Below are 6,878 nucleotides of genomic sequence, written 5' to 3'. Positions count from 1 at the left end.
GCTGTGTATTCTCTTTCAAGAGAATCTCAGTCGATAAAGGTGCAGGTGGCTTTTGAACCATGTTGGCTAAATATTAATAAAAAAACAGTGGTTAAGAGGATGGTATAAAAATCAGAAAATTCCAGATTTATGTTAGGGGTGCTGAATAGTTACGATATATCAAGCCCTTCATGCTTCTCAGGGAGAGACGTTAAAGTAACTGCTCAAAAAAGACTGGCAAATTCTACATGCGATCCTCTACAGCTCAGTAAAACCCCTAAAATAACGACAGAAACTGAGATTTTGCCAGGCAAAAATGAGCAGTTACACGTTAAACAACAAGCGACAGTTTCTGTTCAATCCCAAATGTCATCTCCCGTTGTGCCAGGACAACCGCCGGAAATCCCTCCCCGGAAAATGGCCAGCCCTCAATCTTTATTGTTATCACCTAAGGAGTTGGCCGATCAAATCCGGCTCGAGACCAATGAAGAGTTACAAGCATGTAAGACCTTACCGGTAATTTATGTCGGCCAACCCTGTAAAGCGGCCCGTTTAACTGAGTCAGCAGAACAACGTATGTATGACGATGGCCTCTCGACTGACGACGTGAAACACGCTCTCCATCTCTCCCCCGGTAAATATGGGCTCGACGAAGCAGATGAGTATCATTTTGACCGTTTTTATTTCATCGCTAATCACAAGGTAATTGTTCATCTGATGAAATATGACTATTTTGATTTGCGCAAACCCAATGTGTTTAAGCCCGGGTTCGACGTGTTTGAATATTTCAATGATTGGGAACAAAAATGGCTGCCTGCCGAGGCCCGAATGAGTTTCGATAACACTCCTGAACCGTTAGTCGACCCCAGATACATTCAGATAAAGGTAATTCCAGATGATGGCGCAAATGACATTCAAACTCGTGTTACAACGGATAATGAAAAGTATTTAGCCGATAAAGTGGTCGAGTGTTTAACCGGGACTCTTGGCGTTATTTGCCATACCCTGCATAGCCCTATGCCTGACAGCGAAAAAGTTGCCTTCCTTAGCGATTTGATCAATCCGGAAACAACGGCCCCTTCCCCGGAAGATGATTCGCTCGAATGTGGAGAGACGCAGAACAAACGTCTTTCAGCAACTGAGTTTCTGACACGGATTCGTTGCGCTCCCGGAGGTTCTGAATACCAGGCTGAATGTGATAAAAATCTCCACTATGGAGAAGGCACTAATTGATGACAGGCGCACTATTGACCTGGGCCAATGCCTCCCCCATCTTGATCGACAGGCCTGGTTGCCAGTTTTCCAGCCACTCAATCTGGTCTTTGCCAAAGAGCACTATCGCAGTGGAACCCAGTTTGAAGCGGCCCAGTTCATCACCACGGCTTAATTCAACCGACGGGCTCGCCTCACCATAGGTGGTGGTAGCAACCTGCCCCCTTTGTGGTGTCACCAGACCGGCCCATACGGTCTCAATACTGGCAACATTGATTGCCCCAACCATGATGACTGCCATGGGGCCGTATTCTGTATCAAAAATACTGACTACCCGTTCGTTCCGGGCAAAGAGATTGGGGATATTCTCAACGGTCCCCTGGTTTACAGAGAAAAGGCGTCCTGGCACATGGACCATCTTGTGCAGGGACCCGGCCGCGGGTATATGGACACGGTGGTAGTCTTTCGGGGAGAGGTAAATGGTGGCAAACTTTCCACCCATAAACTCCTGCCCAAGCTCCAGATCACCACCGAGCAGTTCGACCAGACTGTAGTCATGGCCTTTGGCCTGAAATATTCTGCCGTTCTTGATGTCGCCTATCTGACTGATGACACCATCGGCCGGGCTGACAATCATCTCCGGGTCTTCGGGTAAAGGACGGGCTCCCTCCTTTAATGACCGGGTAAAGAAGTCGTTAAAGTGGCGGTACTCTTCAGCGCTTTCCCGTTTCGCTTCACTCATATTGACGTGGTAGTGATCGATAGCCCAGCGAATCAGGCCATTTTTGAACCATGTAATCTGGCATTCCACAAAATAGTACACAGCCCTGGAGATCAGGTGATGGGGCAGTACATACTGGATAGCTGCAAACAGTTTTTCTTTCACGGTGATGAAATATCCTGTAGTTAAAATAGGTATCTGATAAGAGCCTGTCGTCTATTTGCAGGGGATCATGCCAGGCTCTGAAGGTTGTTCAAATGAATCATTGTCTGGTCAACATCAAGACAATGGTTCTCGAAAAACAGGAAAGTGGCAGCCATTGTAATTCATGGCATGACTGCCTGCACCTTCGGTGATTATATCGGTGATTGCTGTGTTTCCTTATTAACTACTTAAGCAACTGGTGTATGAGGCAGGTTCCCCCATTCAGACCATGAGCCGTCATAGGCTCTGACCGATTTAAATCCAAGCGCTTTGGCCACAAGGTAGGTAAACCCTGAACGGTGATGGGCCTGACAGTGGGTGATGATTTGTTGATCTCTTTTAATACCAAGGGCATCAAGCTCCGCCACCAGCCCTTCTTTAATTCGGTAGTTCTTTTCCGGGTCCATGGCTCGGGTCCACTCAAAATTAATGGCTCCGGGAATATGGCCGGCCTTCTGTGCCATGACCTTTTCTCCGCAGTATTCTTCTGGAGAGCGTGCATCCCAGATAGTGAACTCCGGGCTCGCCAGTGTTTCAAGGATGAAGTCGCAGCTGGCAATAACACGGTCATCTATCGTCAGGGAAACGTCGGTGGAAGCTCTCACGTTGGCCCCGGACTCTCTTGGATGGCCTTCTTTCAACCAGGCATGGATACCACCATTAAGATACGAATATTTCCGGTGACCAATAACATCCAGCGTCCAGATAAAGCGCCCCGCCCAGCCACCGCCCTCATCATCGTAAACAATAAAGTGCTCTTCGCCGGTAAAGCCCAGCTCACTGAACAACGACTCCAGTTGACTGAGCGCTGGCAGTTTGCCACGGGCCGGTTGCGTTCCTGCAACCAGCTGATGGGGTTGCACATTGATGGCCCCGGGGACATGAGCCTGTTGATACAGCCGGGGATTACCAAGATCAATAATAATCAGGCGCTCTTTTACTGACGCATGGTCTTCAGCAGTGAGTATGGATTCCAGAACATCTGGTTCAAGGATAAGTGGCAGCTTGTTATTGTCAGTCATATTACGTCCAGGGCGTTAAATATCAGGGCCTGTTGTTTGTGGCTCTCTGCATTAGAGGTTCTTATGGTGGCCCGAATGTCAACCTGTTAGATAACTATGTCGGGCAATTCTGCCTGAACAACCCTATCCAGTACCAGCGTATTTTAGTGTTTATCCCGCATAAAATTGGGAAGTTTCTTTGCTTTCAGAAAACTGTCAATTTTATTTTTCTGTGACTGTTTTAATCCGTGGAAAAGTTGCGGATTCTCTGTCAGCAGTTTTTTCAGCAGGTCGACGTTGTCAGCATTAATGAGCTGTTTGCATTGTCTGGCAAATGTTATTGGTGAGCCGCTGTTGTCTGCCAATGCGCTCAGACATTCCCCGGAATTTTTTTTGCCAGCCTCTGATGTCGTAGCTGTCGATGGCGCAGCAGGTTTGTTGCAGGAGAGGGGGGCGGTGGTCTTTTTGTCTTTTTTTTGCTTTCGCTGTGTTTTGGCTGGCGATGGTCTTTGTTTTGCTTTGGCCAGATCATCAGCGGCTTTTGAACTGGCAAGCGCCTTAATGGTTTGCTTCAGGCATTTTTTTTGCCGGGTAACACTGCCTTCCAGTATGCCGATTGGGCCGCTGTCAATCTGGACCTTGGTCAGGGCCTGCTGGAATGGGTGTTCTTTGGGGATAATTCGCTCCATGCTTTTGAAAATAAGCATGGGGCGAATCTCCTCTTTAGCCGTTTTGACTTTCGGGACAATCAGTTTGTCGTTTTGTTGCCGCCAGTAGCCGAGCTGCTCGAATAACCGGATAATCACTGGCTCAGAGCCGTTTGTCGGAGGCCGTTGTTCCGGCTGATAGTATTCACACAGGGCAAAAAGCAGGTTGCTCACAAAGTTGCTACTGGCCTCTACGCCCTGAAAAACAACACTATGGATAATAGCGAAAGTGTCACCACCATGGCTGAGAGGATAGGAAGCCTGTTTAAGAATCAGCGGGATGTTGTCCGGATAGCTCATACCGATCCTGGCATATAAATCCCAGCTTTTCTGGTTCAGCTGCTCAAAGGTGAACGAATCCGGTTCTTCCGGAGTCTGGCCATTCCCCCGGACATCATCACTGCGTATCTGGGTAATACGTCGGCTTATCGCATTCAGGTAACTTAGCCAGAAATGGTCCACCAGCTGATGATCCCTCTGGCCACTGTCATCAGGTGCGTTTTTCTGGTCAGCCGGTTTGATGTGGTGCGTTGAAGACCACCCCGATGGCTGCAAGCCTGTGGTGGATTTGGCAGGTTCTGATGCCAATCCCCTAAGTCGCTGAAGCAATACTTCTCTGAAGGCCTCGACCAGTTCGCTGGTTTGCTCGAAACCGAGGTCTTTGGGGAAGCGGTGGCTTAGCGCAAGCCATTGCTGGCAAATATCATGCAACTGTTCGGGAATCTGTTTTTTGACAACAGGCGAAGTTCCGGGCAAAGAGAGCCCAACACAGGAAGCAGCGCCTGGAGCAGCAACTGTCTCTTGAGCAGCAACTGACTCTTGAACAGCGATGACCTCAGGAGCAACGGTTTCAAGAGCAACTGGCTCAGGAGCAACTGTTTCAGGAACAGCTATTGATTCAGGAACAGCAACGGTGAGTCGCTCGGGGAGCCGCGTTGCCTCAAAAGTGTTTTGGGGTCGACTTTCATCCGATACCATGAGTGGGCTGACCGCAGAGCCAATACTGAATCTTTCGTCATGTTCCACCGGCTCTCTTGCCTGGGACTTTAACCTGTAAAATCCACAGTCTGATGTTAATGAGTTCATTGCAATTTGCCTGAAGAGCGAACCATCATGTTATTAAAAGGTTGGATTCAATTTTATAAAATTCGACTGATTTTTATGCTTAAAGTTCAATTTTTCAAGACCATCGTCCAAAGCACAAACAAAGTGCAAACCAGTGGCAGTTCTTGAATGTGTTCTGAAAATACCCTTATGCATCAGGAAATCGCTGGGATTTGAGCCTGACTAAAAATGTAGTCAGGCAATCTTTGCCAGGGAGATAATATTTGCGCTATAGAACAGGCGAGATCATAGCATTCTAATGTTTTATGGAAAGCATGATCTCGCTAGGCAGTCTATTCTCGGACAGGCTCCTGGTGATTTTGACTGGCTACCTCCCTTGCCAGGTTTTCCAGCTCGTCACCATTGCGTAATTCTTTTAACAGCCGTTGCGGTATATTGCTGATGCCGTTTATGGCTCCGGCGATGGCTCCGGTCAATGCTGCCCTGGCCATATTATTGCCGCCGCCATTGCTGGCGGAGAGGGTAGCCATCTCAAAATCATTCGGGAACCGATACATCAGGTAGTAAGCAGCGGGCAGCAAGTGCATAACCTGACAGTCCATACCAAAGAGATGACTGACGTACTTCGGCTCTGGAATACTGACCAGATCCGGACGGCGGGCGATGCTGCCATTGACCGGGGTTATGAAGCGGTCGTAGCCACCAACAATAGGGGCAATGGCAGGGTGGCGAGCCATGGGTCTCAGGTAATCTTCCAGCTCATCAACAGTGATGCCATTGATCAACGCCTGGATAACCAGGCCGTAGACGATATGGTTCCCCCTGACAAAGTGATCCCGGTAAAACACCTGCAGCAGCTGGTCCGCTGCACGGGCAAAATCTACCGGGTCGGAGATGGTGGCAGCAAGGGGAACGAGCAGCAATGCGCCGTCAGATGTATCATTGGTCGGGACGAACGAATGCATGTCGTCCCACTCTATACCCCGGGCTCGATATTTCAGTAAGGCCCGGTGAAGACTATCGGTGTAACGTCCTGAGAAGGCCTCCCCACTGAGCGTGGCGTATAAGGTATCCAGACGCCGGAAGAAGTCATTGCCCACAAGCTGTTTTTTTTCATGCAGGCTCTCCAGCAACAAGGTGTAAATCTGGCCTGTCTGGGAGAGATCACCAGCGCGTAATCCCTGTTCGTAGCGAAACCGGCTGACGTTGGCGAACCGGTGATCACCGTCGGGTTTGGGGTCAACGTAGTGGTCAACCCAGGTGCCGTGCTCCCTGTGCAGGGCGTCCATATCATAATACCACTGCGTCCCCAGCCCCAGTGCGTCACCAATCAGGACACCCATGATGGCACCAGCGGCCCGATTGATTCTGGCCAGATCCTCAGGACCTGCTGACGTGCTGATCGTCTCATTGTCAACAGCTTCAGCTGTGTTGTTTTCTGGCGTCTGGGTTGCTGTGGCAATGGTAGCCAGGGGCAGAAGGATGAGTACCAGCCATCGTTTGATGACAATGTTGATGCTTCTGAAAGTAGTTATTTTGGCCAACATGAGTTACTCCCGTTACTGATACATGGTTGCAATAAATCTAGGCTTTGTTCGTACGTAGTTCAGAATTAAAAAGTTATAACATTAACTCCAGGCATTTAACCTAACCATCATGTAAGCAGACCTGACGGAATCAATCAGAACATCTTGCCGGTGCTCCTCAAATTTCAGCATGGATTGCCCGATGCGTTTTTGGACGGGAACTAATTATTGATCGATTGGTCAAACCCGGTGTTTCATAAACTGTCCCGAATCTCGCGTACGACCACATGGATGTGAGAGCCAGGGCGACGCAGGATGCTTAAGCCGAGGACTTTGTCGCCCCGAGCAGCAAAGGACAAGCGAGATCGGGAGCACGTTTATGAGATATCCGGGCTAAGAACTACAAAAATTTATTGCCGAGTAATTCAGAAACCCTGAGAGGCTGCCCGAGAATAACATCGGT

At 49.1% G+C, this 6,878-nt stretch carries 5 protein-coding genes; 1 reads left to right on the top strand and 4 read right to left on the bottom strand.

What is annotated here, in order from left to right; translation table 11 throughout:
- Positions 1 to 129: 129 nt before the first annotated feature.
- On the top strand, positions 130 to 1,212 hold the full coding sequence (locus CX664_RS23165) for a hypothetical protein (protein ID WP_101749018.1): 1,083 nt from the start codon (positions 130 to 132) through the stop codon (positions 1,210 to 1,212).
- On the opposite strand, the gene asd is transcribed toward CX664_RS23165, so the two are convergent.
- From asd to CX664_RS23145, 4 genes are all read right to left on the bottom strand, one after another.
- On the bottom strand, positions 1,205 to 2,077 hold the full coding sequence (gene asd / locus CX664_RS23160; protein ID WP_101749017.1) for an archaetidylserine decarboxylase: 873 nt from the start codon (positions 2,075 to 2,077) through the stop codon (positions 1,205 to 1,207). The genes CX664_RS23165 and asd overlap by 8 nt on opposite strands.
- A gap of 227 nt (positions 2,078 to 2,304) precedes the next feature.
- Positions 2,305 to 3,138 (bottom strand): sulfurtransferase, encoded by an 834-nt coding sequence (locus tag CX664_RS23155; RefSeq protein ID WP_101749016.1) that lies wholly within the window; start codon positions 3,136 to 3,138, stop codon positions 2,305 to 2,307.
- Between the two features lie 143 nt (positions 3,139 to 3,281).
- A complete protein-coding gene (locus CX664_RS23150) occupies positions 3,282 to 4,910 on the bottom strand; it encodes a hypothetical protein (RefSeq protein WP_101749015.1) in 1,629 nt (542 codons plus the stop codon).
- 311 nt (positions 4,911 to 5,221) lie between these two features.
- Positions 5,222 to 6,436, bottom strand: a complete 1,215-nt coding sequence (locus tag CX664_RS23145) for an ADP-ribosylglycohydrolase family protein (protein ID WP_101749014.1) — start codon at positions 6,434 to 6,436, stop codon at positions 5,222 to 5,224.
- Positions 6,437 to 6,878 lie beyond the last annotated feature (442 nt).

Source organism: Endozoicomonas acroporae (genome assembly GCF_002864045.1).
GTDB lineage: Bacteria > Pseudomonadota > Gammaproteobacteria > Pseudomonadales > Endozoicomonadaceae > Endozoicomonas > Endozoicomonas acroporae.
This window is presented reverse-complemented; position numbering and strand designations above follow the sequence as displayed.

Bases quoted from the DNA above. Each gene is read 5' to 3' on its own strand.
- CX664_RS23165 (WP_101749018.1), top strand. From the start codon at position 130: ATGTTAGGGGTGCTGAATAGTTACGATATATCAAGCCCTTCATGCTTC.
- CX664_RS23155 (WP_101749016.1), bottom strand. From the start codon at position 3,138: ATGACTGACAATAACAAGCTGCCACTTATCCTTGAACCAGATGTTCTG.
- CX664_RS23150 (WP_101749015.1), bottom strand. From the start codon at position 4,910: ATGAACTCATTAACATCAGACTGTGGATTTTACAGGTTAAAGTCCCAG.
- CX664_RS23145 (WP_101749014.1), bottom strand. From the start codon at position 6,436: ATGTTGGCCAAAATAACTACTTTCAGAAGCATCAACATTGTCATCAAA.